Source organism: Bradyrhizobium sp. I71, assembly GCF_022354745.1.
Classification (GTDB): domain Bacteria; phylum Pseudomonadota; class Alphaproteobacteria; order Rhizobiales; family Xanthobacteraceae; genus Bradyrhizobium; species Bradyrhizobium liaoningense.
In genome coordinates this window covers 2,008,433-2,033,064 of the sequence record NZ_CP059398.1, presented here as the reverse complement: position 1 = coordinate 2,033,064, position 24,632 = coordinate 2,008,433, and the positions used below count along the sequence as shown (strand labels likewise).

General features: G+C 65.7%; 21 protein-coding genes. 7 read left to right on the top strand and 14 right to left on the bottom strand.

The features are described from left to right. Positions 1-229 precede the first annotated feature (229 nt). The 7 genes from FJV43_RS10140 to pqqA form a co-directional block, all read right to left on the bottom strand. Positions 230-907 carry a DUF4286 family protein gene (locus tag FJV43_RS10140; protein WP_239626635.1) on the bottom strand — a complete coding sequence of 226 codons (678 nt, stop codon included), beginning with the start codon at positions 905-907 and terminating at the stop codon, positions 230-232. A gap of 152 nt (positions 908-1,059) precedes the next feature. Continuing rightward, a complete protein-coding gene (pip, locus tag FJV43_RS10135; RefSeq protein WP_239626633.1) occupies positions 1,060-2,046 on the bottom strand; it encodes a prolyl aminopeptidase in 987 nt (328 codons plus the stop codon). Beyond that, on the bottom strand, positions 2,036-3,217 hold the full coding sequence (gene pqqE, locus FJV43_RS10130; RefSeq protein WP_239626631.1) for a pyrroloquinoline quinone biosynthesis protein PqqE: 1,182 nt from the start codon (positions 3,215-3,217) through the stop codon (positions 2,036-2,038). The genes pip and pqqE overlap by 11 nt, the downstream gene beginning before the upstream one ends. After that, on the bottom strand, positions 3,214-3,525 hold the full coding sequence (gene pqqD, locus FJV43_RS10125; protein WP_239626629.1) for a pyrroloquinoline quinone biosynthesis peptide chaperone PqqD: 312 nt from the start codon (positions 3,523-3,525) through the stop codon (positions 3,214-3,216). The genes pqqE and pqqD overlap by 4 nt, the downstream gene beginning before the upstream one ends. A 10-nt stretch (positions 3,526-3,535) precedes the next feature. Further along, entirely contained in the window at positions 3,536-4,315 is a 780-nt protein-coding gene (pqqC, locus tag FJV43_RS10120; RefSeq protein WP_239626627.1) for a pyrroloquinoline-quinone synthase PqqC, read from the bottom strand. Next, complete coding sequence (gene pqqB / locus FJV43_RS10115) at positions 4,312-5,241, bottom strand: pyrroloquinoline quinone biosynthesis protein PqqB (RefSeq protein ID WP_239626626.1); 930 nt, start codon at positions 5,239-5,241, stop codon at positions 4,312-4,314. The genes pqqC and pqqB overlap by 4 nt, the downstream gene beginning before the upstream one ends. A 135-nt stretch (positions 5,242-5,376) precedes the next feature. Next, positions 5,377-5,457 (bottom strand): pyrroloquinoline quinone precursor peptide PqqA, encoded by an 81-nt coding sequence (gene pqqA, locus FJV43_RS10110; protein ID WP_007595659.1) that lies wholly within the window; start codon positions 5,455-5,457, stop codon positions 5,377-5,379. A gap of 248 nt (positions 5,458-5,705) precedes the next feature. On the opposite strand from pqqA, the gene FJV43_RS10105 reads away from it, so the two are divergent. From FJV43_RS10105 to tarD, 5 genes are all read left to right on the top strand, one after another. Continuing rightward, positions 5,706-5,963: a hypothetical protein gene (locus FJV43_RS10105; RefSeq protein ID WP_028177529.1), complete on the top strand. Its 258-nt coding sequence runs from the start codon at positions 5,706-5,708 to the stop codon at positions 5,961-5,963. A 242-nt stretch (positions 5,964-6,205) separates the two neighbouring features. Further along, a complete protein-coding gene (locus FJV43_RS10100; RefSeq protein WP_239626624.1) occupies positions 6,206-7,606 on the top strand; it encodes an amidase family protein in 1,401 nt (466 codons plus the stop codon). A 2-nt stretch (positions 7,607-7,608) separates the two neighbouring features. Then, entirely contained in the window at positions 7,609-8,085 is a 477-nt protein-coding gene (locus FJV43_RS10095) for a glutathione peroxidase (RefSeq protein ID WP_239626623.1), read from the top strand. A gap of 11 nt (positions 8,086-8,096) precedes the next feature. Next, positions 8,097-8,339: a DUF3297 family protein gene (locus tag FJV43_RS10090; protein WP_029674077.1), complete on the top strand. Its 243-nt coding sequence runs from the start codon at positions 8,097-8,099 to the stop codon at positions 8,337-8,339. Between the two features lie 231 nt (positions 8,340-8,570). Then, on the top strand, positions 8,571-9,740 hold the full coding sequence (tarD, locus tag FJV43_RS10085) for a mandelate racemase/muconate lactonizing enzyme family protein (protein WP_239626621.1): 1,170 nt from the start codon (positions 8,571-8,573) through the stop codon (positions 9,738-9,740). Between the two features lie 132 nt (positions 9,741-9,872). Here tarD and FJV43_RS10080 read toward each other — a convergent pair whose 3' ends face one another. Both FJV43_RS10080 and FJV43_RS10075 read right to left on the bottom strand, forming a co-directional pair. Then, complete coding sequence (locus tag FJV43_RS10080; RefSeq protein WP_239626619.1) at positions 9,873-11,225, bottom strand: malonyl-CoA decarboxylase; 1,353 nt, start codon at positions 11,223-11,225, stop codon at positions 9,873-9,875. Between the two features lie 296 nt (positions 11,226-11,521). Next, complete coding sequence (locus FJV43_RS10075; protein WP_239626617.1) at positions 11,522-12,343, bottom strand: helix-turn-helix transcriptional regulator; 822 nt, start codon at positions 12,341-12,343, stop codon at positions 11,522-11,524. Positions 12,344-12,393: 50 nt separating this feature from the next. Between FJV43_RS10075 and FJV43_RS10070 the strand changes: the two genes are divergently transcribed. Continuing rightward, complete coding sequence (locus FJV43_RS10070) at positions 12,394-13,566, top strand: MFS transporter (RefSeq protein WP_239626615.1); 1,173 nt, start codon at positions 12,394-12,396, stop codon at positions 13,564-13,566. A gap of 304 nt (positions 13,567-13,870) precedes the next feature. Continuing rightward, positions 13,871-16,138 carry a cation:proton antiporter gene (locus FJV43_RS10065; protein ID WP_239626613.1) on the top strand — a complete coding sequence of 756 codons (2,268 nt, stop codon included), beginning with the start codon at positions 13,871-13,873 and terminating at the stop codon, positions 16,136-16,138. Positions 16,139-16,258: 120 nt separating this feature from the next. Here FJV43_RS10065 and FJV43_RS10060 read toward each other — a convergent pair whose 3' ends face one another. The 5 genes from FJV43_RS10060 to FJV43_RS10040 all read right to left on the bottom strand — a co-directional run bounded on the left by FJV43_RS10060 (position 16,259) and on the right by FJV43_RS10040 (position 24,620). Further along, positions 16,259-19,414, bottom strand: coding sequence for a multidrug efflux RND transporter permease subunit (locus FJV43_RS10060; RefSeq protein ID WP_239626612.1), 3,156 nt, complete (start codon positions 19,412-19,414; stop codon positions 16,259-16,261). 13 nt (positions 19,415-19,427) lie between these two features. Continuing rightward, positions 19,428-20,621: an efflux RND transporter periplasmic adaptor subunit gene (locus FJV43_RS10055; protein ID WP_239626610.1), complete on the bottom strand. Its 1,194-nt coding sequence runs from the start codon at positions 20,619-20,621 to the stop codon at positions 19,428-19,430. A gap of 273 nt (positions 20,622-20,894) precedes the next feature. After that, positions 20,895-21,890, bottom strand: coding sequence for an NAD-dependent epimerase/dehydratase family protein (locus FJV43_RS10050; RefSeq protein WP_239626608.1), 996 nt, complete (start codon positions 21,888-21,890; stop codon positions 20,895-20,897). Positions 21,891-21,956: 66 nt separating this feature from the next. Next, positions 21,957-23,027, bottom strand: a complete 1,071-nt coding sequence (locus tag FJV43_RS10045; RefSeq protein WP_239626606.1) for a hypothetical protein — start codon at positions 23,025-23,027, stop codon at positions 21,957-21,959. 99 nt (positions 23,028-23,126) lie between these two features. Continuing rightward, positions 23,127-24,620: an NAD(P)/FAD-dependent oxidoreductase gene (locus FJV43_RS10040; RefSeq protein WP_239626604.1), complete on the bottom strand. Its 1,494-nt coding sequence runs from the start codon at positions 24,618-24,620 to the stop codon at positions 23,127-23,129. Positions 24,621-24,632 lie beyond the last annotated feature (12 nt).

Genomic DNA, 24,632 nt, shown 5'->3' with positions numbered 1-24,632 from the left:
TCCGCGCAGGCTCAAAGACCCCGCGGCCTTTTTTGTTTGAGCTTGGCGGACGCTTAACGCGTCTCGATCTGGTTTCTGAATGACGTCATTGGGTTAGCTTATTAGAACCGTTCCGAAGTACAACGGCAAAGTTGCGCGATCATCGCCTTTCATGGGAGCTGCGCGCGCAGAGCATTAACGCCCGCGCGCAGCATGTGCGGTGCAATATATTGCGTTGCGGATGACTGCCTCAGCCGCGGGCGATATCGCTCTTCGCGAGGTCCCACATCAGGCAGTAGGTGCCGACCGAGATCGGAAGCGGGAGGGGCGCAGCAGCGGGACCGGTGAAGCGCTCGGCGATCACGGCCGAGACTGCGCCGACATGCGTGCCGTCGATCAGCACGAACCAGTCGCGCGCGCCTTCGTTACTCGTCGCCGGAATTCCTGCCGTTGCACCCGACAATTCGGGCTCGCTTTCGAGCAGATGCATCGAGATGATGCCGTCGCACTTGTCCGGCGCCAGCTTCTCTTGCAGCGCATCACGCCAGGACGTGGCATTGTCGGGCGTCGGCCGCAGCCGCACCAGGCCGAGCGCTGCGCCTCGTCCGGTGCCGTTGCTGATGGTGATGCGCGCGACGACGCGCAGCATGTCCTTGAAGCGCGCCATGGTCTGCCGCGACCAGTCGGTCGGGTTCGCGAGCCGCGCCCGGTAGGCGGGGCTGTCGAGCACGTCGAGCGTCGCGGTCGAATACAGGCTGAGATATTTGGGACTGGCGGCATGCGCGACATAGCGCCGCGCTTCGACGAACCCCTCGATCGCGACGCGCTCTTCCAGATGCTCGCGATCGTACCAGCGGTTGAAATCGGCCTCGTCGGCTGCGTCGATATTCATCGACGTCAGCAGCATGCCTTTCGCGGCGAGCGGCATTTTCTTGTTGTCCTTCCCATGCGAACCCAGACCCTCATGGTGAGGAGGCGCGTAAGCGCCGTCTCGAACCATGCAGGCCCCGCTGCTGCATCTCGGCCTTTCATCCTTCGAGACGCGCTCTCCGAGCGCTCCTCAGGATGAGGAGATAGACCCTAATGCCCGATCTTCGACGCGAGGTCCGCAATCGACTTCATGACGGCATCCCTCACGCCGCCATCATAGAGCGAATGTCCGGCCTCTTCTACGACGCGAATCTCGGAACCCGGCCAAACTTTCGCGAGCGCCTGGGATGTCCCGGGAGGACACAGCAGGTCATAGCGGCCCTGTACGATGATGCCGGGAATGCCGGCGAGCCGATGCGCGTCTCGCAACAGCTGGTCTTCGCTCATGAAGCTGTCGTTGACGAAATAATGCGCCTCCATGAAAGGCGTCGCCGGCAGTGTGCGCCAGACGTTCAGCGCGGCGAGGTCCAGCCGGGTCCGCGCCGGCTTGTGCTCGGACAGGGTGCGTTCAACGTCGTGCCAGGCCCGCGCCGCGGGACCGTGCACGGCAGGATCGGTATCGAGGATACGGCGCCAATAGGCGCCCACCGGTTGCTCGCGTTCCTCGGGCGTCAGCACGCTCAGGAAATCCTCGTAGAGCGCGGGATAGAACTGCGACAGGCGCGAGGTGAAGGCCGCCTCGACCTCGGCGCGCGTGCCGAGGAAGGTTGCGCGCAGCGCAATGCCGGAGACGCGCTCCGGATGCGCCTCGGCGTAGGCCAGCGCCAGCGTCGCGCCCCAGGAGCCGCCGACCACCATCCAGCGTGTGAAGCCGAATTTCTCGCGGATCTTCTCCATGTCCGCAACCAGATGCGCCGTGGTGTTGTGCGCGCGCGATCCCTTGGGCCGGCTGCGGCCACAGCCGCGCTGGTCGAACAATACGGCGCAGAAACGATCAGGGTCGAACAGTCGGCGATGGTCGGGCTGGCAGCCGCTGCCCGGCCCGCCGTGCAGATAGACCGCAGGGATTCCGGCAGCGCGGCCGACGCTCTCGACATGGAGCTCGTGGCCGTCGCCGACATCGAGCATCTCGGAGGTCAGCGGCGCAAAGGGATCAGCGCGTTTGACCGCGCTGGCCGCATCGGCGTCAGGCATCATTCTCGGATTCCAGAGTGCCGCCGGCGAAATTGCGATAGAGGAAGCGGTTGGTCTCGCCCTCGGCCTCGCGCTCGGCCTGCTTGAAGATCGTCTCGTGCAGCGGCGACAGCGCGCAGGCCGGATCCGTATTGGCCGCATCGCCCGTCAGCGCAAAGGCCTGGCAGCGGCAGCCGCCGAAATCGATCTCGCGGAATTCGCAAGACTTGCACGGCTCCTTCATCCAGCCGGTGCCGCGATAGCGGTTGAAGGCCTCCGAGTTCTGCCAGATCCAGGCGATCGAATGGTTGGAGCGCACGGATTCGAAGTCGAGCCCGGTGATGCTCTCGGCGGCGTGGCAGGGCAGCACCTTGCCGGCGGGCGAGATGTTGAAGAACTGCCGGCCCCAGCCGCCCATGCATTTCTTCGGCCGCAGCGCGTAATAGTCCGGCACGACGTAGTCGATCGTCAGCCGGCCCTTCAGCCGTTCGCGTGCCTCCTCGACGATGCGGGTGCACTCGTCGAGCTGCGCCACGGTCGGCATCAGCGCGGCGCGGTTCTTCAGCGCCCAGCCGTAATATTGCACATTGGCGACCTCGAGCCGGTCGGCGTCGAGGTCGAGCGCCATCTGGACGATGTCAGGGAGCTGATGCAGGTTCTGCCGATGCATCACCGCGTTCACGGTGAGCGGCAGATCGAGCTCGCGCGTCCACTTCGCCACTTCGAGCTTCTTGCGGTGGCCGCCCCTGTAGCCGGCGACGCGGTCGGCGAGGCCCTCTTCGATGCCCTGGAAAGAGATCTGCACGTGGCAGAGCCCGGCATCTGCGAGATCGCCGAGCTTCTCGCGCGTCAGCAGCACCGCCGAGGTGATCAGGTTGGTGTAGAGGCCGGCGTCGCTGGCGTGCTTCACCAGCTCGACGAGATCCTTGCGCGCGGTCGGCTCGCCGCCGGAGAAATGCACCTGGAGCACGCCGATCTCGGCGAGCTCGCTCAGCACCTTCTTCCATTCCCCGGTGGTCAGCTCCTTGGCCGAGCGGTCGAGCTCGACCGGGTTGGAGCAATAGGGGCATTGCAGCGGGCAGCGATGGGTGATTTCGAGCAGCACCGCGAGCGGGATGCCGAAGGTCTCCGCCGTCGAGCGCTGCTTCTCCAGCACCGCGAGGCTGTCGCTGGGTGGGATGGTCACGTCGCTCATGACGTCTTCTCCCTGATCTCGGTGAGAAAGCCCTTGTCGGCGAGATCCTGCAGCATGGCGATGACGTCGGCCAGGATTGCCTCGCGGGGAGCTGCGTATTTCGCCGCCAGCTGATCGGAGACGTCGCCGACGCTGCGCTGGCCGTCGCAGAGCTGCAGGACCTCGACCGCGATCTCGTCGGGCGCCAGCACCCGCTCCGGCGCCAGGATCACCCAGACCTTTCGGGTCTCGTCATATTTCAGCTTGGCATGCCGCGGCAGCACGGGGCGGCTTGCCTCGCTGACGCTGATGTTCCGCGGCCCGGCCATCGCTAGTCCTTCAGCTCGCTTTGGGCACGAACGCGCCCGGCGGAATGTGGCCCTCGACATAGGCGTGCTGGAGCGCGTCCAGCTGCACCCACAGCACGTTGGTCTTGAAGATCAGCGCATTGCAGACGGAGGCGCGCTCCCCCGGCGTCCTCGCATGCGTCTTGACATAGTCCAGCGCGAAATTGGCATCGCGCGGCGCCTGGGTCAGGCGGCGCTTGAAGTAGCTCATGATGTCGGGATTGACGAAATCGTAATGCTCCAGCATGCCGGCGATGCGCTCTTCATGCAGGTTCGGCGCGAACAGCTCGGTGAGCGAGGAGGCGATCGCCTCCAGCGGGCTCTTCTCGCGGCAATAGTGGACGTAGGCTTCGACGGCGAAGCGCGTCGCCGGCAGGATGCCTTCGGTGGATTCCACGTAGGCCGTATCGAGCCCGAGCCCTTCGGTCAGCTTCAGCCAGCGCTCGATGCCGCCCTCGCTGCCGACATCGCCGTCATGGTCCTCGATGCGATGGCGCCATTCCAGGCGGGTGGCGCGGTCGCGGAAGCGCGAGATCACCACCGCGTCCTTGATCGGGATCGTGCTCTGGTAATAGTAGCGGTTGAGCGCCCAGGCCTGCACCTGGCCCTTGTTCAGCTTGCCGCCATGCAGCAGCTTATGGAACGGATGCAGGCTGTGATAGCGCGTCGCCCCGATATGGCGCAGCGTCGCCTCGAGCTCCTCGGCGCTAGTGAGCCTGATGCCCTTGCCGATCGAGAGCGCGGTCATTCCAGTCAGTGATGCGGCGTTCACAGCACGATCTCCGTTCCGTCAGCGGGTATCTGCCAGCCCGCCTGCTCGGCGGCCTTGCGCTCGGGCGAGCCGGGCAGCAGCGCCGGATTCGAGTTATTGATATGCAGAAACAGCTTCCTGTCGATATTGAGGTCGGCCAGCCGCGCGATCGCGCCGTCGTCGCCGGACATGGCGACATGTCCCATGCTCTTGCCGGTCTTGTGACCGAGGCCGGCCCTGATCATCTCGTCGTCGCGCCAGACCGTGCCGTCGAAGAACACCAGCGCGGCGCCGTCGATCTCGGCCTTGAGCGCGTCGGTCACCTCGGCACAGGCCGCGATGAAGTAGAAGCACTTGCCCGTCGCCTTGTCGGTGATCGCAAGGCCAAGCGTGTCGCCGTCGCCGCTCTCGCCGCCCGGATGCGCCTTGCCTTCCAGATACCAGGCCGACTTGCCCGGCACCGCGAAGGGCAGCACCTCCAGGCCGGAGCGCGCACCATCCGGCAGGCGGGGCTCGAACGGCTCGCGGAGAGTGATCGGCTGGCGCCGCACGTTCTTCTCATTCAGCACGTTGAAGATGCTGTTGCTGGCGAGGATCGCCAGCACCTTCTCGTGCGCATAGACCGTAAAGGGCGAGCCCTCGCGCATCGACAGCAGGCCCGCCACCGCATCGACTTCACTGTTGGTCAGGATCACGCCCGCAATCGGCGTGTGCCGCAGCGCGCCCGCCTTGGGGTGCAGCTGTGGCGTGGCGTTCAGTTGCTGCCGCAGGTCGGGGGAGGCGTTGATCAGGAACCAGTGCTCGCCGTCGCCGCTGAAGGCGACCGAGGCCTGGGTCCTTTGCAACTCGTGGCCGCCGCTACGGGCCGCTCGGCAACCCTCGCAGCCGCAATTCCATTGTGGAACTCCGCCGCCGGCCCCGGCGCCCAGGACGACGACGCGAAGCATGATCCGTCTCCTGGAGGTAAGGTCGCGAGGTGGATCTCAGGCCCCCACACAAATCCTGTCTTCCGGAAACGTATCGTGACCGGAAGAGCTCGGGGCGAAAGATCCACCTGCGCGGAACGCAATCTCACCAACCGCTTACTTGCGGGTGGCGCTCACATACATGTTGATTTCCATGCCGCAGGGCACTTCGACGATCTTCGGGGCTTTCCAGGCCATTTCGGCTCTCCATATTCGCGAATTCGGGACGTATCCGCCCACCCGTTAGACTAATGCTGGCGGAGAACTTCGCCAGTGAAATTTTCCCGAGAAGGTCATGCTGCGCCGCGAAAAATGCTAGGGGAACTTCACTTCTGAAGCGCTGCCTTGCGTCAGACGCATTCGGTCGCGAACCCTGCCCTGATAAAGCTGTTTGTGGAGTGCAGTGCAGCTTCAATCCGATACAGGCGAACCAACTGGATCTCGATATGCCCAGATACTTCTTCAACACCCGTATCGGCGACGAGCTGATCGTGGACCCCGACGGCGAGGACCTGCGCAACCCCGACCGCGCCTGGGAGGTCGCCCGCCAGATGATCCTGGAGGTGGTGAAGTCCGAGGGTGCACAGCCGGCGCTGCTCGAGGCGGTCATCGAGGTGACCGACGATGATGGGGAGATCGTGCTGGAGTTTCCCTTCACCGAGGCGCTGCTCGACATCCCCGACCAGTCCGCGACAAGGCATTAGCCGCGGCTATGGCTGAGGCGGCGGTGTCCACCCCTCCCCGCCGGGGAGAGGTCGGATTGCGAAGCAATCCGGGTGAGGGGCCGCACCAGACTGTGAGACCGCAACCCCTCACCCGGATCGCATCTTCGATGCGCTCCGACCTCTCCCTACGGGAGAGGTGAGCGACCCCCTCACCCCCGCGAAATCCGCATGGCTTTGCCGCGTTCCCGGCGCTAAAAGACGCCGATTACACGGAGCAAGCCATGCAAGATCTCTGGCGCCTCTCGGCCGCCGACCTCGCCACCCTCGTCAAATCCAAAAAGGTGTCCGCCAGGGAGGCCGCGCAGGCCGGCCTTGCGCGCCTGGATGCCGTCAATCCCCGGCTCAACGCGGTGATCGATCACCGGCCGGACGATGTCCTCAGGCAGGCCGATGCCGTCGATGCCGCCATCGCCCGGGGGGAGGACCCCGGTGTGCTCGCCGGCGTGCCCGTCACCATCAAGGCCAATGTCGACCAGGAAGGCTTTGCCACCACCAACGGCCTGAAGCTCCAGCGCGACGTCATCGCGCGCGAGGACAATCCGGTGGTCGCCAATTTCCGCAAGGCCGGCGCCGTCCTGCTCGGCCGGACCAATTGCCCGGCCTTCTCCTACCGCTGGTTCACCACCAATCTCATTCATGGCGATACCAAAAACCCCCGCGACGCCGCGCTGACGCCGGGCGGCTCCTCCGGCGGCGCCGGCTCGGCGGTCGCGGCCGGCATCGGCCACATCGCCCACGGCACCGACATCGCCGGCTCGATCCGCTATCCCGCCTATGCCTGCGGCGTGCACGGCCTGCGCCCGACGCTCGGCCGGATCCCTGCCTTCAACCCGGCGCTGCCGGAGCGCCCGATCGGGCCGCAGATCATGGCGGTGTCGGGACCCCTGGCGCGCACCGTCAACGACATCAGGATTTCGCTCGAGGCGATGTCGGCCCGCGACATCCGCGATCCCTGGTTCGTGCCGGTGCCGCTGCAAGGGCCCGCGCGGGACAAGCGCGCCGCGCTCTGCCTCAACCCGGGCGGTCTTGCCACCACGCCGGAGGTGAAGGCCGCAGTGAGCGATGCCGGCAAGCGCCTCGAACGTGCCGGCTGGACCGTCGACATCATCGAAGACACGCCGCCGATGCGCGAGGCGGTGGAGTGGCAGATCAAGCTCTGGCTCGGCGACGGCTTTGAGGCGCAGCTGGAGATGGCCGAGCGCGAGGGCGATCCCGGCGCGCTGGCCTGCCTGCGCGGCAACCGCGCCAGGGTCACGCCGATGGACCAGGCGAACTACGCCAAGGCGCTGACCCGAAGAGCCGCGCTGACCCGCGAATGGATGTTGTTCTTCGAACAATATGCGGTGCTGCTGACGCCGGTCTCCGGCGAGCTGCCGTTCCCGGATCATCTCGACCGCAAGGACGACGAATCCTTCAAGCGGGTGTGGGAGGCGCAGCTGCCGCAGATCGCCATTCCCTTCATGGGCCTGCCGGGCCTCGTGGTCTCCACCGGGCTCGTCGGCAAGGCCCCGGTCGGCGTGCATATCGTCTCCGGCCGCTACCGCGAAGACCTCTGCCTGCTCGCAGGCGAAGCGATCGAGGCCGGCGGCGTGCCGCCGTCGCCGATCGATCCCGTGGGCTAGCGATGACCGCCATCTACGACTTCAAGGCCAACTCGCTTGCCGGCGAGGAGGTGCCGATGAAGCGTTTCGAGGGACAGGTGCTGCTGATCGTCAACACCGCGAGCAAATGCGGCTTCACGCCGCAATATCGCGGCCTCGAGGATCTCCACCGCGATCTCTCGCCGCGCGGCTTCTCCGTGCTCGGCTTTCCCTGCAACCAGTTCGGGGCGCAGGAGCCGGGGCAGGCGAGCGAGATCCAGGAGTTCTGCTCGACCCATTACGACGTCACCTTTCCCCTGTTCGAGAAGATCGACGTCAACGGGCCGCAGGCGCATCCGTTGTACGACTACCTGAAACGCCAGCGATCCGGCCTTCTCGGCGCCTCCATCAAATGGAATTTCACCAAATTCCTGGTGGATCGTGCCGGCAAGGTGGTCGCGCGCTACGCGCCGACCGCACGGCCCGAAGGATTGCGGCAGCAAATCGAGACCCTGTTGTGAGCGAGACAATCATGAGCGACGAATTTCCGGACCGCCTGTCGGTCGACCCGAACAGCCCCTATTACAACGCGGACATTCTGGCGCGCGACGTCGGCATCCGCTTCAAGGGCATCGAGAAGACCAATGTCGAGGAATACTGCATCAGCGAAGGCTGGGTCCGCGTCACCGCCGGCAACGCCAAGGATCGCCACGGCAATCCGCTGACCATCAAGGTGCACGGGCCCGTGGAGCCGTATTTCAGGGATAAGAAGTGACGGCGAAGCCGTCACTGCAATGAAGGGGCGCGACGCGTCCAAATGCATATCCGTCACCCTGAGGTGCTCGCCTCTTCGGCGAGCCTCGAAGGGCGACGGCCCGGCTGCACCTCGGCCGTTCATCCTTCGAGGCTCCCGGCGCGATGCTTTTGCATCGCGCCACTCGCACCTCAGGATGACGGGGGAAACAGTCCGACGAAGTTCCTCTCGACCACCGAAGGCTGAACAACCATGTCCGTCCGCATCGTCGACGTCAGCGAGATCACGAAACCGATCTCGTCCCCGATCCGCAACGCCTATATCGACTTCACGAAGATGACGACGAGTCTCGTCGCCGTCGTCACCGATGTCGTGCGCGACGGCAAGCGCGTCGTCGGCTACGGCTTCAACTCGAACGGTCGCTACGGGCAGGGTGGCTTGATCCGCGAGCGGTTCGCCGCGCGCATCCTCGAGGCCGATCCGAAGTCGCTGCTGGATGCGGCCGGCGGCAATCTCGACCCCGACAAGGTCTGGGCCGCGATGATGACCAACGAGAAGCCGGGCGGCCATGGCGAGCGCTCGGTCGCGGTCGGCACCATCGACATGGCGGTGTGGGACGCGGTGGCGAAGATCGCAGGCAAGCCGCTGTTTCGCCTGCTCGCCGAGCGTCACGGCCTGACCGCCAATCCGCGCGTCTTCGTGTATGCCGCCGGCGGCTATTACTATCCCGGCAAGGATCTTTCGATGCTGCGCGGCGAGATGCGCGGCTATCTCGACCGCGGCTACAACGTCGTGAAGATGAAGATCGGCGGCGCGGGAATCGACGAGGACCGCACCCGCATCGAGGCGGTGCTGAAGGAGATCGGCAACGCCGCGCAGCTCGCCGTCGACGCCAACGGCCGCTTCGATCTGGAGACCGCGATCGCCTACGCAAAGATGCTGCGCGACTATCCGCTGTTCTGGTACGAGGAGGCCGGCGATCCCCTCGACTACGCGCTGCAGGCCGCGCTCGCCGAGTTCTATCCGGGCCCGATGGCGACAGGCGAGAACCTGTTCAGCCACCAGGATGCCCGCAACCTGATCCGCTACGGCGGCATGCGTCCCGACCGCGACTGGCTGCAATTCGACTGCGCACTGTCCTACGGACTGTGCGAATACCAGCGCACGCTGGAAGTGCTGAAGACCCACGGCTGGTCGCCCAGCCGCTGCATCCCGCATGGCGGCCACCAGATGTCGCTCAACATCGCAGCCGGCCTCGGTCTCGGCGGCAATGAAAGCTATCCCGACCTGTTCCAGCCCTATGGCGGCTTCCCGGACGGCGTCCGCGTCGAGAACGGCCACATCACCATGCCGGAGCTGCCAGGCATCGGCTTCGAAGGCAAGTCCGATCTCTACAAGGAGATGAAGGCATTGGCGGAGTAGCCCGGCTGGTGCCGCACACTCCGTCATTGCAAGCGAAGCGAAGCAATCCAGAATCTTTCCGCGGCGGCAATCTGGATTGCTTCGTCGCTACGCTCCTCGCAATGACGAATGTGGTGCGAGCCGACCGGCCCCCTACGACAGCCTCATGTCCAGCAACCTTCGTCCCTCGCTCTTCAGCAGCTTCTTCACCGCGCTCGACGCAACCACCTCGCCGTCGTTGGCGTAGGCCTCGTGGTTCTTCTCGATGTCGTCGAGGCGGTAGAGGTAGTTGACCATGATGCCCGCCGATTCGCGGATGCCCTTCGGCGAGAGGTCTCCGAGCCAGTTGATGCGCTCGAGCCTTGCGCCGTTGCCGAGATGGAAGCGCGCGACGGAATCGATCAGCCGGCCCTTCGGCGTGCGTGCCTTGAGGAAATAATGCGCCGCGAGCGGCTCCAGCACGCCGCGGAGCAGCGCCGCCGTCTCGGGGCTCTCGAACCATTTGGGATCGTCGAGACGCTTCAGCACCTCGCGGTCCTCGTCCGACAGCGGCAGGTCCCTGTCCTGCTTCACCCAAGCCATGAAGCCCGGCACCGGCGACAGTGTCACGAAGGTGTCGAGCTTCGGCAACTCGCGGCGCAGCTCTTCCACCACCTGCTTGATCAGGAAGCTGCCGAACGAGATGCCGCCAAGGCCGCGCTGGGTATTGGAGATCGAATAGAACACGGCGGTGCGTGCGCGCTCGATCGGCAGATACTGGCGGTCGACCGCGAGCAGCGGCGCGATTGCGCCCGGGATGGTCTCGGTCAGCGCCACCTCGACGAAGATCAGGGGCTCGTCGACCATCGCGGGATGGAAGAACGCGTAGCAGCGGCGGTCGACCGGATCGATGCGGCGACGCAGATCGTCCCAGTCGCTGATCTCATGCACGGCTTCGTAGCGGATGATCTTTTCGAGGATGTTGGCCGGGGTCGACCAGTCGATCCTGCGCAGCACGAGAAACCCCCTGTTGAACCACGAAGAGAGAAGGTGCGAGACGTCGCGGTCGAGCGCGGCGAGATCGGTGTGCCCGTTCATCATGCCGAGCAGATCGGCGCGCATGTTGACGAGATCGCCGGTCCCGCCGGGCGCACGGTTGAGGCGGCGGATCAGCTCCTGCCGCCGCGGCTCCGAGGCGAAGTGCAACGAGCTCGCGTCCTCGTCGCTGGGCGCGGCGCGCCATGTCTCGATCGCCTTGGACAGGCGCTCCCGATCGGGGCCGAAATCGCGCACCAGTCCCTCGAAGAAGGCGCGGCGTCCTGCCGCATCCAGCTCCCGGTAGATGTCGAGCACCTCACGCGCCATCGCGGTGCCGGAGGCTTCGCCCCGGCCCGACAGCAGCGCATCGCAAAGCTCGATCAGCCCATCGGCGTCCCGCCTGGTATCGGCGGAGTCCCCGCGGCGAAGCAGCGTGCGGCCGCGCTCGGAGATGGTGGCGAGCAGGTCGGAGAAGAAGGCATTGGCCATCTGGGCTTTTCGATTCCAGGTTTGTGCGTTGCGGAAGTTTACACAAGATTTGGGCGGAAGCCGATCACAATCAAGCGGGGGAATTTGGCAACTTCAGTCGGGCCGTGCGTTTCGAGAATGCCGACATGTCCCGCGAAGGCGGTGCGCGCTGGGCGTCCAAGCCTCCACGTCGTCATGGCCGGGCTTGTCCCGGCCATCCACGCCTTGCCACGCAGCACAAAGAACGTGGATGCCCGAGACGAGCCCGGGCATGACGGCCCTTGCGTTCATTGTGCTAGCGCTATCCAGAGTGTTCCTCACCCCTTCGCAAACTCCGTCGGCGTGCGCCCCGTCACCTGACGGAACGCGGCCGAGAATGCCGGCACGCTGGCATAGCCGAGCTGGGTGGCGAGCTGCTTCACCGACACGCTAGCATCCGTCGACAGGCGCTGGATCGCGGAAGCGATGCGGGCGCGCTGGCACCAGGTCTTGAAGCTCAGCTGCGTCTCGCTCGAGAACAGCCGCGACAGCGTGCGGGCGGAGGTTCCGACCTCGCGCGCCAGCGTGTCGATGTCGTGCAGGCCGGTGGGGTCGTCGAGCACGATCATGGCGGCGCGGCGGCAGCGCGGCTCGCGCGGCAACGGCACGAAGGTGGCGGAATCCTCGGCCTGGTGCAATTCCAGCATCACCAGGCGCACCAGCAGCTCGGTCCGCTCTTCCGAATTGCGCGCGTCGAACAGCGCCAGGATGGCCTGGTTCAGCAGCGGCGACACCCGGACCACGAATTCCCTGGTCAATCCCTCATAGCGCTTCTCGTGCTTGAGCCAGGGCAGGTCGAAATACAGCGTGCGCATCTCGATGTCGGCGAGCAGGTCGATGGCATGTTGAAGCCCGGCCGGCACCCAGACCGCGCGGTCCGGCGGCACCAGCCAGCGTCCCCCCGGCGTCGTCACCTGCATCGTGCCCTTGGCCGCATAGATCAGCTGCGCCTCGCGGTGCAGGTGCGGTTCGATCCGCATGCCCCTGGGATAGTCGCGCGCGACCAGGTGCACGCCCGCAGGCGAGCGGTGATTGCTCCGGACCTCCCGCAGGATTGGCGTTTCCAAGATTGGCGTTTCCAAGACAGTCATTGGCAGCATCCCGTCATGGGCACGACATATAACTCATTTCGGAGCAGGAGAGGATTCGTATGAACAGCCCAAGCCGGGTCATCGCTTTCGTCAACGCAGGCCATTTCATCGACCATTATTCGATGCTGATCTTCGCCGCCGCTGTCATCATCATGGGCCCGGCGCTCGGCATGGCCTATTCGGAACTCCTGCCTTACGCGACGCCGGGCTTCGTCGCCTTCGGAGCGGGCTCGCTGCTGACCGGCTGGCTCGGGGACCGCTGGAGCCGCCGCCACATGATGCTGATCTTCTTCGTCGGCATCGGCGCCTCCATGATCGCGGTCGGCTTCGTGCAGACCCCGGTGCAGCTCGGCGCGGCGCTGCTCGCGATCGGCATCTTCGCCTCGATCTATCACCCCGTCGGCACCGCCATGATCGTGTCCTATGCCGACAGGCTCGGCCGCGAGATGGGCATCAACGGTGTCTGGGGCAATCTCGGCGTTGCCTCCTCCGCACTGGTCACTGGTGTGATCGGCCAATATCTCGGCTGGCGCTTCGCGTTCATCGTTCCCGGCGTGGTCACCGTCCTGATCGGCGTTGGCTTCGCGATGAGCGTCGTGCACGAGGATCGCAAGGGCTCGAAGCAGGCGGCGGCCCAGGCGCGGGTCGCTAGGCAGGACATGTGGCGCGTGATCCTGGCGCTGCTGATCGTCGTGATCGCGATCTCCACGACCTTCAACGCCGTCACCGTCGCGCTGCCGAAGCTGTTTGCCGAGCGGCTCGCGGACCTGACCAGGAGCCCGGCGCTGCTCGGCGTCATCGCCGCCTGCGTCTACGTGTTCGGCGCGATGACGCAGTACACGATCGGCCGGCTGCTTGATCGCTATTCGCTGAAGACGGTGGCGCTGCCGCTGTCCTTCATGCTGGCGCCGTTCCTGTATCTGGCCGCCAGCCTGAACAACCTGCCGCTCATCCTGGTGTCGATCGGCATCGTCATGGGCGCGTTCGGACAGGTCACGGTGAACGACGCCATGGTCGGCAAGTACACCACCGAGGAGTGGCGCTCGCGCGCCTATGCGGTGCGCTATTTCGTCGGCTTCACCGCGGCCGGCGCGTCGGTCGGCCTGGTCGCCTGGCTCTACGAGCAGGGCGGTTTCGTCACCATGCTGCACGCCTTCGCCGCGCTCTGCCTGCTCGCGATCGCGGCCGCGATCATCCTGCCGCGCGAGATCCGGACGCCGCAGGCGGTGTGAAGGGACACCGCTCTCGTGTCCCGGACAAGTCGCTGCGCTCGCAATGACGGAGGATGAGGCGGGGCCCATCACGCATGCCACCCATGATGCCATTCTGCCAGTGTTTTGCCCGACGGCGCAAGTCACTTCGGCAAGGCCGAAATTTTCGCGAGGTTTTTCAAACCCATCCCTACTGTGCATGGGGTTGTTTTCGCACTTTTCGTTTTTGACCCCACCGCGCGCGGCGGAACCGGCGCCGCCTTCCGCGGGTTCTGTCCCTGTGGCGCCCCGACGCCGGGGCGGATGAAGGGGGAAAGACACCTGCATGCCATGGCGCCTGCTCCGACCGGTCGTCCTCGTCCCCGCGGCGCTTGTCCTCACCACCCTTGCGGCCAGTGCCGAAGCGGGCAAATCGGCCGGCCCGTCGGAATTCCTCCTGATCGTACAGATCGTCCTGCTGATCGCGGTCGGCCGCGGGCTCGGCGAGGTCATGCAGCGGATCGGTCAGCCCTCGGTGATCGGCGAACTGCTCGCCGGCATCATCCTCGGGCCCTCGCTGTTTGGCTGGATCTGGCCAGAGGCGCAAGCCGCGATCTTCCCGAAGACGCCCGAGCAGAAGGCGATGATCGACGGCATCGCGCAAGTCGGCATCCTGCTGCTGCTGTTGCTCACCGGCATGGAAACCGACCTCAAGCTGGTCCGGAAGGTCGGCAGGGCGGCGATCGCGATCTCGATCGCCGGCATCGTCGTGCCCTTCGCCTGCGGCTTTGCGCTGGGTGAATTCCTGCCGGACGCGCTGCTGCCCAATCCGCAGGAGCGCCTCGTGGCCTCGCTGTTCATGGGCACCGCACTGTCGATCTCCTCGGTGAAGATCGTCGCCGTGGTGGTGCGCGAGATGAACTTCATGCGCCGCAATGTCGGGCAGATCATCGTCGCGACCGCCGTCATCGACGACACCATCGGCTGGATCATCATCGCGGTCATCTTCAGCCTGGCCTCGCACGGCACGCTCGATGTCGCCTCGGTGGCGAAAGCCGTGCTGGGAACGCTGGCCTTCCTCGCCGTCAGCTTCACCATCGGACGCCGCCTGGTGTTCCTGCTGATCCGCTGGGCCAACGACAATCTCGTCAGCGCGGCGGCCGTCATCACGGTGATCCTGCTGTTGATGAGCGTCATGGCGATGATCACGCATCTGATCGGCGTCCACACCGTGTTAGGCGCCTTCGTCGCCGGCATCCTGGTCGGCGAGTCCCCGATCCTGACGCGGCAGATCGACGAGCGCCTGCGCGGACTGATCTCGAGCTTCTTCATGCCGGTGTTCTTCGGCCTCGCCGGCCTCAGCGCCGATCTCTCGGTGCTGCGCGATCCCAACCTCCTGATGCTCACCGGCCTGCTGGTCGTCATTGCCAGCGTCGGCAAGTTCGGCGGCGCCTTTGTCGGCGGCACCGCGGGCGGCTTGAGCTATCGGGAATCGCTGGCGCTCGCCAGCGGCATGAACGCGCGCGGCTCGACCGAGGTCATCATCGCCACCATCGGCCTCTCCATCGGCGTGCTCAGCCAGAACCTGTTCACGATGATCGTGACCATGGCGATCGTGACCACGATGGCGATGCCGCCGATGCTGCGCGCGGCGCTGGCGAGGCTCCCGATGAACGAGGAGGAGAGGGAGCGGCTGGAGCGCGAAGAATTCGAGAAGCGCGGCTTCGTCGCCAATCTCGAGCGCCCCTTGCTGGCGGTGGACGAAAGCGTCAACGCCGGCTTCGCCGCCTACATTGCGGGCCTGATCGCCGGCATGCGCGGCCTGCCGATCACCGTGCTGCATATCGGCCAGCGCGCCAAGGAACAGGGGAAGGGACGCGGCGAGGAGGAAAGCCACGAAGCCGTGGTGAAGAAGGCCGCCGAGACGGTGTCCGTCAAGAGTCACGGAGACACCGGCAACATCGACGTCGTCACCCGTGCGAGGCAGGCGGAGCTCGGCGCGACCATCGCCGACGAAGCGCGCAAGGGCTTCGATCTTCTGGTCGTCGGCATCGACAGGGTGACCGCGACCAAGGACCGCTTCGACCGGAAGATCGACGACATCGCCGCGGCGTTCGAAGGACCGCTGGCGATCGTCGCGGCCAAGGGCAAGCACCTGAAGCAGCCGATGCCCGACGCGCTCAACATCCTCGTTCCCGTTTCAGGCAGCGGCGTCTCCAAACGCGGGGCCGAGGTGGCGGTGGCGCTGGCGCAGGCCGGATCGGGCTCGCTGCGGGTGATCTATGTGGCGACGACGCGGGACAAGGGCGCGCAGCGCGGGGTCTCCCGCGGGCTGGGCCAGGAGACGGGCATCCTCAAGGACACCAGCGATCTCGCCGCCCGCTACGACGTCGACATCACCACCACGCTGCGGGTGAACCGGGCCCCGGAGGCGGCGATCCTTCGCGAGATCGATACCACCGACGTCGATCTCGTCGTCATGGGCGTCGACCGCATCCAGGCCGATCACCTTTCCTTCGGCGGCGTCGCCGACGCCGTGCTCAGGCAGTCGAAAGTGTCTGTGCTCCTGGTGTCGAGCGGCGAGGCGCGGCAGGCACCGGCGGAGAGGGCTTGAAATCTCTCTCCGCCGTCATTGCGAGGAGCGAAGCGACGAAGCAATCCAGACTCTTTCCGCGGAAAGATCCTGGATTGCTTCGCTGCGCTCGCAATGTCGATCGTGGTCGATAGCGGTCGCCTACTTCACCTCCGCCACCGCCTGCGCCTTCGGCGTCTTCTTCGACGCCCGCCAGTTCTCGAAGCGCTGCACCACCACGAAGAAGGCCGGCACGAACAGCACCGCGAGGCAGGTCGAGGCCAGCATTCCCGAGAACACGGTGATGCCGATCGACTTGCGCGCGCTGGCGCCGGCGCCGGTGGCGAGCACCAGCGGCACCACGCCGAGGATGAAGGCGAAGGAGGTCATCAGGATCGGACGGAAGCGGGCGCGCGCGGCTTCGATGGCGGACTCCATGATCGGCTTGCCCTCGCGGCCGTGCAGTTCGAGTCCGACCTCGACGATCAGGATGGCGTTCTTGGCCGACAGCGCGATCAGCAGGATCAGGCCGATCTGGCAATAGAGGTTGTTGTCGATCTTGAGCCCGGAGAGGATCAGCATCGGCCCGAGCAGCGACAGCGGCACCGCGAGGATGACCGAGATCGGCGCGTACCAGCTCTCATACTGACCGGCGAGCACGAAATAGACCAGCAGCATGGCGAGGCCGAACACCCAGTAGATCTGGTTCGAGACCGCCTTCTCCTGATAGGACATCGCGGTCCATTCATAGCCGGTGCCCGGCGGTAGCGTCTTGTCGGCGATCTCCTCCATCAGCTTCAAGGACTGGCCGGAGGAGTAGCCCTGTGCCGGCAGGCCGATCACGGTCGAGGACGGATAGAGATTGTAGAGGCTGATCAGCGACGGGCCGGTTGCCGGTGTGATCTTGGCGACGGTGCCGATCGGGATCATGTCGCCGTTCGAGTTGCGCACCTGCATGTTGGCGATGTCGCGCTCGGTGACGCGGAACGCCGGATCGGCCTGGGTATAGACCTGGAACACGCGGCCGAACTTGTTGAACTGGTTGACGTAGGACGAGCCGAGATAGGTCGACAGCGCCGAGAACACCTGGTCCGTCGTCACGTGCAGGGTCTGGGTCTTGACGCGGTCGATCTCGACGTTGAATTGCGGCACCGACGAGCGGAACGAGGACTGCACGCGCTGCAGCGCGCTCTGGCTCTGGCCGTTGCTGACCATCGCACTGGTGATCGCCTGCAGCTTGGCAAAATCGCTGTTGCCGTCGCGCAGCTCGACCTGCATCGAGAATCCCGCGGCGTTGCCGATACCCTGGATCGGCGGCGGCGGCAGCACGATCGTGCGCGCTTCCATGATCGTCGCGAGCTTGTCGTTCAGTCCATAGACCAGCGAGCGCAAATCCTCGCCGGGCCCTTTGCGGGCGTCCCAGTCCTTCAGGATGATATAGGCGACGCCGGCATTGGCGAGGCTCGCGCTGTTGTCGAGCGCCGAGATGCCGGCGATGGTGATGACCTGCTGGACTCCAGGGGTGTCCTTGATGATCTCGCTCGCTCTGTCGAGCACCTTCTGGGTCCGCTCCAGTGCGGCGCCGTCGGGTAGCTGCACGGCGGCGATCAGATAGCCCTGGTCCTCGATCGGCAGGAAGCCGGTCGGCACCCGCGACAGGCCGTAGGCGCTGGCTCCGATGATCAGCAGCGCGAACGCGACCGAGATCGTGGCATGTCTCACGAGGAAGGTGATCAGCCTTGTATAGCCGCGCTCGACGCGGTCATAGACCGCGTTGAAGCCGCGATAGAAGAAATTGCGCTGCTCCGGCGGCACTGCAGGCCGCAGCCAGAGCGCGCATTGCGTCGGCTTCAAGGTCGCCGCGTTGATGGCGGAGAGCAGCGCGGTCGCGGCGATCACCAGCGCGAATTGCGAATAGATGCGTCCCGTCAGCCCCGCGAGGAACGAGGCCGGCAGGAACACCGAGATCAGCACCAGGGTGATGCCGACGATCGGCGCGAACAGCTGGTCCATCGCCTTGATCGCGGCATCGTGGCCGTTCATGCCCTGCTCGATGTTGTGCGCGGCGCCCTCGACCACGACGATGGCGTCGTCGACCACGATGCCGATCGCGAGCACGATCGCGAACAGCGTCGACATGTTGATGGTGAAGCCGAGCGCCGCCATCGCGGCGAAGGCGCCGATGATGGTGACCGGCACGGTAGTCGCCGGCACCAGCATCGCGCGCCAGTCCTGCAGGAACACGAGGATCACGACCAGCACGAGCAGGCCGGCCTCGATCAGGGTCATGTAGACCTCGTGCACCGAGGCCTCCACGAACTTGGTGGTGTCGAACGGCGTGTCGTACTTGATGCCTTCCGGAAAGCGCTTGGCGAGCTCGGCCATCTTCTTCTCGACGGCCTGCTCGACCTGGAGCGCATTGGCGCCGGGCGACTGGAAGACGCCGATGCCGACCGCCGGCTGCTTGTTGAGCGAGAAGATCTGGCTGTAGGTCTGCGCGCCGAGCTCGACCCAGCCGACGTCGCGCACCCGCGTGACATCGCCGTTGGCGCCTGACTTGACGATGATGTTCTCGAACTGGCCGACGTCGTCGAGCCGTCCGTTGACGTTGAGCGTGTACTGGAACGCCTGTCCCGGCGGTGTCGGCGGCGCGCCGACCTGGCCGGCCGAGACCTGCTGGCTCTGCTGCTGGATCGCCTGGATCACGTCCTGCGGCACCAGCCCGCGGACCTGCAGCTTGTTTGGATCGAGCCAGACCCGCATCGAATACTGGCCGGCGCCGAACACGGTGACGTTGCCGACGCCGGGGAGGCGGGAGAGCTCGTCGCGGATGTTGATGGTGGCGTAGTTGCTCAAGTAGAGGCTGTCGTACCTCGCATCCGGCGAGGTCAGCGTCACGAACAGCAGGATCGAGGTCGACCGCTTCTGCACGGTGACGCCCTGGTTCTGCACCGCCTGCGGCAATTGCGACAGCGCGCTGGAGACGCGGTTCTGCACCAGCACCTGCGCGAAGTTGAGGTCGGTGCCGATCTTGAAGGTCACGGTCAGCGTGTAGGTGCCGTCGGAGCCGCTGTAGGACTGCATGTACAGCATGTCCTCGACGCCGTTGACCTGCTGTTCGATCGGCAGCGCGACGGTGTCGATCACGGTCTTGGCGCTGGCGCCGGGATAGCGCGTGGTGACCTGCACCGTCGGCGGCACCACGTCGGGATATTGCGCGATGGCGAGGTTGAACAGCGCGACTCCGCCGATCAGGACCATCAGAAGCGCGATGACGTTCGAGAGGACCGGCCGCTCGATGAAGAATTTCGAGATCATGGCTGGCAGCCCCTCACTTGGCCGAGGCCTGAGACTGGTCGATCTTCGTCGCTTGCGGGTCGATCTTCTGGCCCGGGATGACGCGCAGCAGCCCCGCGATCACCACGCGGTCGTCCGGCTTCAAGCCGCTTTCGATCACGCGCAGGCCGTTGTCGACGGGGCCGATCTGCACCATGCGCTGCTCGACGACGTTGTCGCCGTTGACCACCAGCAGATAGCGGCCGCCCTGGTCGCTTCCGAGCGCGGTGTCGGGAACGAGCAGGGCGTCCTTCTCCTGGTCGAAGGGCACGCGGACCCGGACGAAATAGCCGGGCAGCAGCAGCCGCTTGTCGTTGGGAACGAGGCCGCGGACCGCCAGCGTGCCCGTCGACTGGTTCAGGGTCGGCGCAACGTAGTCGAGCTTGCCTTCATGGGGATAGCCGGTCTCGGTCTGCAGTCCCAGTTGAACCGGGATTTGCTTCATATTGGCGGGAGTCAGCCCACGGCGAGCCGCCTCGGCGCGGATGCGCAGCACGTCCTGTTCATTGACGGTGAAGTTCACATAGATCGGGTCCATCGCGACGATGGTGGCGAGCTGGGTCGGCGAGGAAACGCCGACGAGTTCGCCGACCGAGACCATATGGGCGCTGACGACGCCGTCGAACGGCGCCGTCACCTTGGTGTAGCCGTAATTCACTTCGGCGAGTTTCGTATTGGCCTGGGCCTGCTGCAGATTGGCCTGGGCATTGTCGCGGTTGGACGTGGAGGTGTCGAGCGTGGCCTGGGAGACGGCCTGGCGCTGCACCAGCTCGGCCTGCCGCTTGTAATCGGCTTCCGCCTGCCGGAGCGAGGCCTGCGCGCCGGCCTCGGCCGCCTGCGCCTGCTCGAGCTTGAGCTTGTAGGTCTCCGGCTCGATCGTGAACAGCTGGGTGCCCTGCTTGACGAAGGCGCCGTCCTGATAGTCGATCGTTTGCAGAAAGCCCTGCACGCGCGCGACCAGATCGACGCTCTTGATCGGTGCGGTGTTGCCGGTGGCCTCGATGTAGCGCGTCACCGCACGCTGCACCGGCGTCGCGACGTCCACCTTGGGCGGGGGCGGCGCCACGAACGCGTTCTTGTCCTCGCAGCCGGCGAGCACGGCCATGGATGCCGCGATGGCCAGTCCCCGCCCGATATGTCGCCACACTCCATTGCGCCGTGTGGGAGATGCGGGATTCGCTGAGGTCATTCGGTGGTCCCCGATGAGTGTCTGTCGGTGCGGCAGGCTAGCAACAAATGACTGGCCGTGGAACACCATAGCCATGGCAGTCACCGGCCTTGCAAGGTGCAGTGTGGCCGACGGCAGATTTGTTTTGTCGTCACAGACCGCTTCGCACTGGGTGCACGGTCGACCCCAATTGCATCAAAGGCGCGACGACGACCAGCGGCACGCCGCGCAAGGCTCACGACAATAATGGTTGACTTACCCATCGGGATGGCATGGTCCATCGGCGCGATGGGGCTAGATCCGGGTCGCAGCCGCCCCTTGCGCATGCCAGGCCGCAAGTACGTCCCGCTCCTCATCGGCGGTAAGCCCGATGACCGGACCGTTGCTGGCGTTGAGCCAATGAAGGGTGTCGTGTGCGGTGACCGCGACCGGTCGCGAGATCAGTCCGGCCGCGCGCGCCGGCGAGGTGTCGCGTGTCAGGAATCCGGCGAAGTCGGGCAGGGGCAGCCACATCGGCAATGACCGCGGACCTGCCCAGCGCCGCACGTCGTGCGCTTCGAGGAAGGTGCGATCGACCCAGGTGAAGGTGCATGATGCGTTCAGCGCGGATGCGCACTCGGCCAGGAATTCGCCGCGTGTGCGAATTGGCCCGATCCCATCATAGATTCCGGTGAGGCGAATCTCTGCCGCATGCACGATCCATTGCACGAGATCGCGCACGTCGATGAACTGGACGGCGTCCTCCGGCGATCCCGGCGCCAGCACCTCGCCGCCGCGTGCCAGCCGCGCCGGCCAGTAGGCGAACCGCCCGGTCGGGTCTTCCGGCCCGGCGATGAGGCCGGCCCGGCAGATGAAGGCGTCGTTGCCGACCGCTTGTTCGCAGGCGACCTTGGCGGCGCCGTAGATTGCGTCGGTGCTGTGCGCGATCTCCGCTGAACTGGGCTCGCGCAGCGGCGCGGTGTCGGCGCGTTGCCCCGGAATGCGGTTGTCCGCATACACACTGATCGTGGACACGAAGGTCCAATGCACGCCCGGCCGCTTCAGGGCGGCGACCGCGCGGCGGACCTGGCCGGGATGACGCGAGACATCGACCACGGCGTCGAATGTCTCGCCCGCGAGCGGCGCAAGACCGTCGGCGACGTCGCGATCGATCCGTACGAAGCGCGTGCCCGCGGCAATCGGCCCCGCAAGGCCGCGGGCAGCGCAGGTCACGTCATGGCCGGTCGCGCAAGCATGGCTTGCGATCGCCCGTCCGAGAAACTGGCTGCCGCCGAGAATGAGAACGCGCATGTAAGGGTCCGTGTCTCCGATGAGATCGCGAGACTACAACGTCAGGTGGCGGTTGCAACCGATCCATCAGCGCGGCCTGATCTCCGCATATTTCGCCATCGCGCGCTCGAACTTCCGGTTGAACAGCCACATGGCAGCGAGGATCTCGCGGTAGCTTGCCGAGGTGCGCGCCCGGTCGGCCTGTCCGAAGGCAAAGATGCTGTTGTTGCGCAGGTGCTTCATGATCGTGGGGCTGGACACCCTGTAGTTCAGGAGATCGCCCGATTTGAGCGCGGACCTGGTCGGGGTCGGCACGATCTGGATCAGCTCGAACAGCTTCATCTGGTCGATCGGGTCAGGCAGCGTCTTCACGATTCCAGGGATCTCGCGGAACAGCTCAGCGTGCGCGTTCATCAGGCCGTCGCGCACGTTGGTCCAGTGGTTGAAGCGGTGATCGGTGCCGCGGGCCCGGGCCTCTTCCCTGTCGTCGCGCGCGCTCAGCCCCGGATCGATCGCGGCGATATCGCCCTTGATGGCCTCCCATTTCCGGTGGCCGTTGCGGTCTTCGGAGGGGCCGGTCTGGAAGCTGCCCATATAGGTGTTCGAGCGCGCGTTGCGGACGTTCTGCTTGCCATTGGTTTCCGCAAAGAACAGCCCGAGGCTGATGCGGCCCGCAGTCTCGGCATGTTCAGGCGCAAGCCCCTTGGCGCGCGCGATCGCAACGGCGAGATCGACCACGTCCTTGAACGGCGTTGGCGAGTCCTGCGCGCTGGCAGGCGGTGCCTCCATGATGTCGAACAGCTTTCCATATTCGTCGACCAGCGGCTCGATGTCGGCATCGAAATAGGCGGGAGGAATCTCGAACTTGTTGCGCCGGCCGATCCGCGACGGCATGGCGTCAGTGATATCCTTGTAGGTACTGATCACGGCGACGCGCGCGAGGTAGAGCGCCTGTCCCGGCAGGTTCGGCAGCGGCTGCTTCGCTTCGATCTGGCGCCGTCGCTCGGCGAGGATGGATTTGAAATCGCCGAGCGCGCGATCATAGGCGGCAAGTGCCTCCGCTTGCCTGGCCGTGAGCGCGCTCTGTCCCATGGCAGGCGCCGCGAGAAGCAGGGCAAGCACGGCGACAATCGCGGCGGCGTGACGTCTTGGTTCCATCGCGGGCTCCCGGGCCGGCCGATTCGTCAGCCGGAAGCGTAGGCAATACGGCCTGGCCTGGCGAGCCGCGAGTTCGGGTCGGCGGCAACCTGCCAGCCGTCACGCCGTCACCGGGTACTCCGGCGCGGAAGCCAGGAACTTGGCGTATTCATCGGCGTCCGGAGGCAGGAAGCGGCCTGCGAGACCGCCGCGCTTCTGGTTCTTCGCGCCGATGTCGGCCATCAGCTCGTCGAAATGACGGTAATGATAGGGCGCGACGCACAGGCCGCCATAGACGCCCGCGGCCGGCCGCTCGACGCGCTTGAAGTGCAGCATCATCTCGATGTTGTCGCGCATCGCCTGCGCCGTCGGCTGGTTGGCGAGCTGGCCGTCGGCATAACGCACCAGCCAGTTGGCGGCGAGGTCGGCGCAGAGCACGGTGCAGAACGACGAGTTGAAGCCGACGAAACCGAGCTCAGGCAGATCGGGATTGGCGATCAGGCGATAGAGCCGGTACTGTCCGTCGGCATCGACCAGCTTCTGCCTGTAAGCTTCGGGAAGGAAGGGCACGCCGAGCTTGTAGCCGATCGCGAGCACCGCGACGTCGGCACCGACGCGCTCGCCGCCGCTCATCACGATGCTGTCGCCTTCATAATGGCCGAACGTGCCGAACACCGCCTTGATGCGGCCGTCGGCGACCATCGGATAGAAGCCCGGCGTTGCGATCGGCACCGAGCAGTTGACGCCGTCCTCGATCCGGTCCTTCGGCACCATCTTGCATTGCTTGAGCTTGAGCTGCGCCTTCAACAGGCTCTCCAGCCCGCGCCAGTTCGCCCAGACCAGCGGCGCGGCGAGGCGGTGCGCGAGCCGCGCCATCGGGCCGATGCCCCAGCCCGGAAACATCTCCTCCTGCGCGCGGATGTAGAGGATACGCTTGAAGTTCACGAGGCCGCCGATGAAATAGGGAATGCGCCAGACCGGCTCGCGCATCACGATCGTCACCTCGCGCGCGCCCGATTTCACCGCGTTCACGGCGATGTCGGTCGCCGACTTCGAGCCGCCGAGCACGACGACGCGGCGTCCCTTCGCCAGCGTCGGATCGCCGTATTTCGACGAATGCAGGATCTGGCCGCCCTGTGCGAGAAAGCCGTCCTCGCCGGGGCAATGCAGCTCGCGTGGCTCGTTGAACTGTCCGGTGCAGATCGCGACGAAATCGAAATCCTCGCTCGTGCTCGTGCAGTCCTTGTCCTTCAGGGACAGCGTCCAGCCCGGCTTGCCGTCGGCGCGCCGTTCCATGCCGGCGACCTCCGTGTTCAGGCGCAGCATGCGATCGAGGCCAAAGCTCCTGGCGTAGTCGGCGAGATAGGCATGGACCTGCGGTCCGGTCGGCCATTCCGGATAGGCGTCCGGCATGGCGCGATCGGTGTAGCGGTAGAGCTCCTTCGGGCTCTGGGTCTGCACGTCCGGGTAGGAGCGCGCCGGCTCCCAGACGCCGCCAAGATCGCCGCTGCGCTCGACGATGGTGACGCGATGGCCGCGGGTGGAGAACGCCTTTGCGGCGGCAAGTCCGGAGACGCCGGCGCCGATCACGCAGACTTGCTTGGGGTTGACCATGGGATGGCTCGC

What these genes read in the sequence shown, in the direction of transcription:
- FJV43_RS10140 (WP_239626635.1), bottom strand. Translation starts at nt 907, where the DNA reads ATGCCGCTCGCCGCGAAAGGCATGCTGCTGACGTCGATGAATATCGAC.
- pip (WP_239626633.1), bottom strand. Translation starts at nt 2,046, where the DNA reads ATGATGCCTGACGCCGATGCGGCCAGCGCGGTCAAACGCGCTGATCCC.
- pqqE (WP_239626631.1), bottom strand. Translation starts at nt 3,217, where the DNA reads ATGAGCGACGTGACCATCCCACCCAGCGACAGCCTCGCGGTGCTGGAG.
- pqqD (WP_239626629.1), bottom strand. Translation starts at nt 3,525, where the DNA reads ATGGCCGGGCCGCGGAACATCAGCGTCAGCGAGGCAAGCCGCCCCGTG.
- pqqB (WP_239626626.1), bottom strand. Translation starts at nt 5,241, where the DNA reads ATGCTTCGCGTCGTCGTCCTGGGCGCCGGGGCCGGCGGCGGAGTTCCA.
- pqqA (WP_007595659.1), bottom strand. Translation starts at nt 5,457, where the DNA reads ATGGCCTGGAAAGCCCCGAAGATCGTCGAAGTGCCCTGCGGCATGGAA.
- FJV43_RS10105 (WP_028177529.1), top strand. Translation starts at nt 5,706, where the DNA reads ATGCCCAGATACTTCTTCAACACCCGTATCGGCGACGAGCTGATCGTG.
- FJV43_RS10100 (WP_239626624.1), top strand. Translation starts at nt 6,206, where the DNA reads ATGCAAGATCTCTGGCGCCTCTCGGCCGCCGACCTCGCCACCCTCGTC.
- FJV43_RS10095 (WP_239626623.1), top strand. Translation starts at nt 7,609, where the DNA reads ATGACCGCCATCTACGACTTCAAGGCCAACTCGCTTGCCGGCGAGGAG.
- FJV43_RS10090 (WP_029674077.1), top strand. Translation starts at nt 8,097, where the DNA reads ATGAGCGACGAATTTCCGGACCGCCTGTCGGTCGACCCGAACAGCCCC.
- tarD (WP_239626621.1), top strand. Translation starts at nt 8,571, where the DNA reads ATGTCCGTCCGCATCGTCGACGTCAGCGAGATCACGAAACCGATCTCG.
- FJV43_RS10080 (WP_239626619.1), bottom strand. Translation starts at nt 11,225, where the DNA reads ATGGCCAATGCCTTCTTCTCCGACCTGCTCGCCACCATCTCCGAGCGC.
- FJV43_RS10075 (WP_239626617.1), bottom strand. Translation starts at nt 12,343, where the DNA reads ATGCTGCCAATGACTGTCTTGGAAACGCCAATCTTGGAAACGCCAATC.
- FJV43_RS10070 (WP_239626615.1), top strand. Translation starts at nt 12,394, where the DNA reads ATGAACAGCCCAAGCCGGGTCATCGCTTTCGTCAACGCAGGCCATTTC.
- FJV43_RS10065 (WP_239626613.1), top strand. Translation starts at nt 13,871, where the DNA reads ATGCCATGGCGCCTGCTCCGACCGGTCGTCCTCGTCCCCGCGGCGCTT.
- FJV43_RS10060 (WP_239626612.1), bottom strand. Translation starts at nt 19,414, where the DNA reads ATGATCTCGAAATTCTTCATCGAGCGGCCGGTCCTCTCGAACGTCATC.
- FJV43_RS10055 (WP_239626610.1), bottom strand. Translation starts at nt 20,621, where the DNA reads ATGACCTCAGCGAATCCCGCATCTCCCACACGGCGCAATGGAGTGTGG.
- FJV43_RS10050 (WP_239626608.1), bottom strand. Translation starts at nt 21,890, where the DNA reads ATGCGCGTTCTCATTCTCGGCGGCAGCCAGTTTCTCGGACGGGCGATC.
- FJV43_RS10045 (WP_239626606.1), bottom strand. Translation starts at nt 23,027, where the DNA reads ATGGAACCAAGACGTCACGCCGCCGCGATTGTCGCCGTGCTTGCCCTG.
- FJV43_RS10040 (WP_239626604.1), bottom strand. Translation starts at nt 24,620, where the DNA reads ATGGTCAACCCCAAGCAAGTCTGCGTGATCGGCGCCGGCGTCTCCGGA.